Annotated in this window: 3 protein-coding genes; 2 read left to right on the forward strand and 1 reads right to left on the reverse strand. The window is 71.2% G+C overall.

The annotated features are described in order from the left end of the window. The first annotated feature begins 47 nt into the window (after positions 1-47). Together SACSA_RS0110705 and SACSA_RS0110710 are read left to right on the forward strand one after the other, a co-directional pair. Entirely contained in the window at positions 48-371 is a 324-nt protein-coding gene (locus tag SACSA_RS0110705) for a MoaD/ThiS family protein (RefSeq protein ID WP_019815771.1), read from the forward strand. Between the two features lie 758 nt (positions 372-1129). After that, positions 1130-1780, forward strand: a complete 651-nt coding sequence (locus tag SACSA_RS0110710; RefSeq protein WP_019815773.1) for a transglycosylase family protein — start codon at positions 1130-1132, stop codon at positions 1778-1780. A gap of 338 nt (positions 1781-2118) precedes the next feature. Here the strand turns inward: SACSA_RS0110710 and SACSA_RS0110715 are convergent. Further along, the coding region (locus tag SACSA_RS0110715; RefSeq protein ID WP_019815775.1) for a molybdenum cofactor biosynthesis protein MoaE at positions 2119-2446 on the reverse strand (328 nt) is incomplete at its 5' end.

The raw sequence follows: 2446 nt of genomic DNA on the forward strand, positions 1-2446 counted from the left end.
CGGCCGGTCCCGCCCGGACCGGCCCGGCCCGAGCCGAGGAGCCGCCGATGAACACGCCGGACACCGGCCCGACCGTGCACCCGGACACCGCGGACCTGGCACCCGCCGACGAGCACGTCGTCACGGTGCTGGTGCGGTACTTCGCCTCGGCGCGCGCCGCCGCGGGCGTGGACTCGGAGCTCGTGCGCCTGCCCGCGTCGGCCTCGGTCGGGGACGCCGTCGAGCACGTGCGCCGACGTCACACCGACCGCCTGCCCCGCGTCCTCGACGCGTGTGGCTTCCTGCTCGACGGCGTCGCCGTGCGGGACATGACCCGCTCGCTGCCGGACGGCTCCGAACTGGACATTCTCCCGCCGTTCGCGGGCGGCTGACCCCCCCCACCCGCGTCCGAGTCCGCCACCGCGGAGTCGCGTCACGCCCACCGCCGCCGCGCGCCCACCGCACCCGCCCGCCATACGCCGTGCGCCGTGCGAACGGCACCGGAGCACCACCGCGCCGGAGGGAAACGACACCTGTCGCGGCGGTGCGGGCGATGGACCGGACCGGATTGGTGAGTCCTTTGGTACTCGCGCCCCCGCCGTGCGCGCGTCCGCCCGCATTGGTTTGGACACCGCGTGGTTCCGGCCCCGCCTGGTTCGGAACCCCGCTTGGTTCGAACCCCGCTCCCCGATGCTCGTTCCCGACCTCGCCGGGGGGCCACGGTGAGCGTGCGCGAACGGAGTAGCCGGGTCTCCGAGCGCGTGACCCAGACCTCACTTTGGGTGAAAAGTTTCGAGAAGGACACGGACCGGTAACGTCCGTCTGATCAGGGAAAATACCACGATCGCAAAAGGTTGCGTGCCGTTACTGTGGCCTAGCTCACGTCTCCATTAATTTCCGATCACGCTCAGCGTTACGTACCGTCGCATTCCGGTTGGCCCCGACCAACCACAGCACAACCGGGATGCCGTTGCGCCGAGCCCAGTCCGGCGGAATCCCGGCGAACACAAACCCCGAGCGAAATGAACTTCTCGGACTGGGACGAGAGGGAGGCGGCATCCCCCGGTGCCGCCTGCCGGCCGGAGACGGTCGGCCCGGCCGTGCCGCCTGCCCGATTTCTCGAAGGCGCGGAAGTCGAGACCGAGTCGAAATGGCTTACCGAGGCAAGCACCGCAAACCGTCCGCCGCCACGCGCCACATCGCTCGCGTCGCCGTCGCGGGCATCGCCGTGGGGGCGCCGCTGTCTCTGGCCGTGACCCCGGCGCAGGCGGACAGCGTCAACTGGGACGCCATCGCCGAGTGCGAGAGCGGTGGCGACTGGAGCATCAACACCGGTAACGGCTACTACGGCGGCCTTCAGTTCAAGCTGAGCACCTGGCAGGCTTACGGCGGCACCGGTATGCCGCACGAGTCCTCGCGTTCCGAGCAGATCGCCGTGGCCGAGCGCGTTCTGGACGGCCAGGGCATCGGTGCCTGGCCGGTGTGCGGTGCGCGCGGCTCCTCGACCGCGAGCTACGACGGCACCAACACCCAGGGTGCGGCGGGTTCCGGGTCCGCCGAGCAGGAGAGCAGTGACCCGGCGCCCGTCTCCGAGCCGGAGCAGGAGTCCGCGCCCGCGCCCGCCCGGGTGGCCAAGTCCAACCCGGACGGTGACTACACCGTCGAGAAGGGCGACACGCTCAGCAAGATCGCCAAGGAGCAGGACGTCGACGGCGGCTACACCACGCTCGTCGAGCTGAACGACGGCTACATCTCCGACCCCGACTTCATCGTCGTGGGCCAGAAGATCGCCACGGAGTGACCCGCCGTCGGCTGCGTCCGACGGTGTGACGTGCCCGATCGGGCACACCAGTGCACCACGAAAGGCCCCACCGCTGTCCCCCGGGCGGTGGGGCCTTCGTGTGTCCGGCCACCGCTCACCGCGCGGAGCACCTGCTCAGCCGGTGCGGACCACTTCGGCCGGGACGTGGTCGCGACCGACCCAGGTCGCGGCCGACTCTCGGCTCCGAACGGGCGACTCGGCCTCTCCGGACGGGCAACTCGCCTATTCGAAGGGGCAATTCGCGGTCGCGAAGGGGCAACTCGCGGTCCGGAAAGGGCAACTCGCGGGTGGGTGGGTGGGTGGGTGGGGTGGGCGGGTCAGGGGGAGTTGACCCACTCGTCGGTGCCGTCGCTGAAGTGCTGGTGTTTCCACACCGGCAGCCGCGCCTTGACCTCGTCGACGAGGTCGCCGCAGGTGGTGAACGCTTCGGTCCGGTGATCGGCGGCGACGGCGCAGGCCAGCGCGACATCCCCGATCTCCAACGCGCCGAGCCGATGGCTCACGGCCACGGCGCGGACCTGTCCGTGGCGTCCCGCCACCTCGGCCACGACCCGGGCCAGCACGTCCGCCGCGCTCGGGTGGCCCTCGTAGTACAGCGCGGTGACCGCCCGGCCGCCGTCGTGATCGCGCACGACACCGCCGAAG

The sequence above is a fragment of the Saccharomonospora saliphila YIM 90502 genome (assembly GCF_000383795.1).
GTDB lineage: Bacteria > Actinomycetota > Actinomycetes > Mycobacteriales > Pseudonocardiaceae > Saccharomonospora > Saccharomonospora saliphila.

Excerpts from the sequence above, each read along its gene's own strand:
- SACSA_RS0110705 (WP_019815771.1), top strand. The coding sequence starts at position 48 with ATGAACACGCCGGACACCGGCCCGACCGTGCACCCGGACACCGCGGAC.
- SACSA_RS0110710 (WP_019815773.1), top strand. The coding sequence starts at position 1,130 with ATGGCTTACCGAGGCAAGCACCGCAAACCGTCCGCCGCCACGCGCCAC.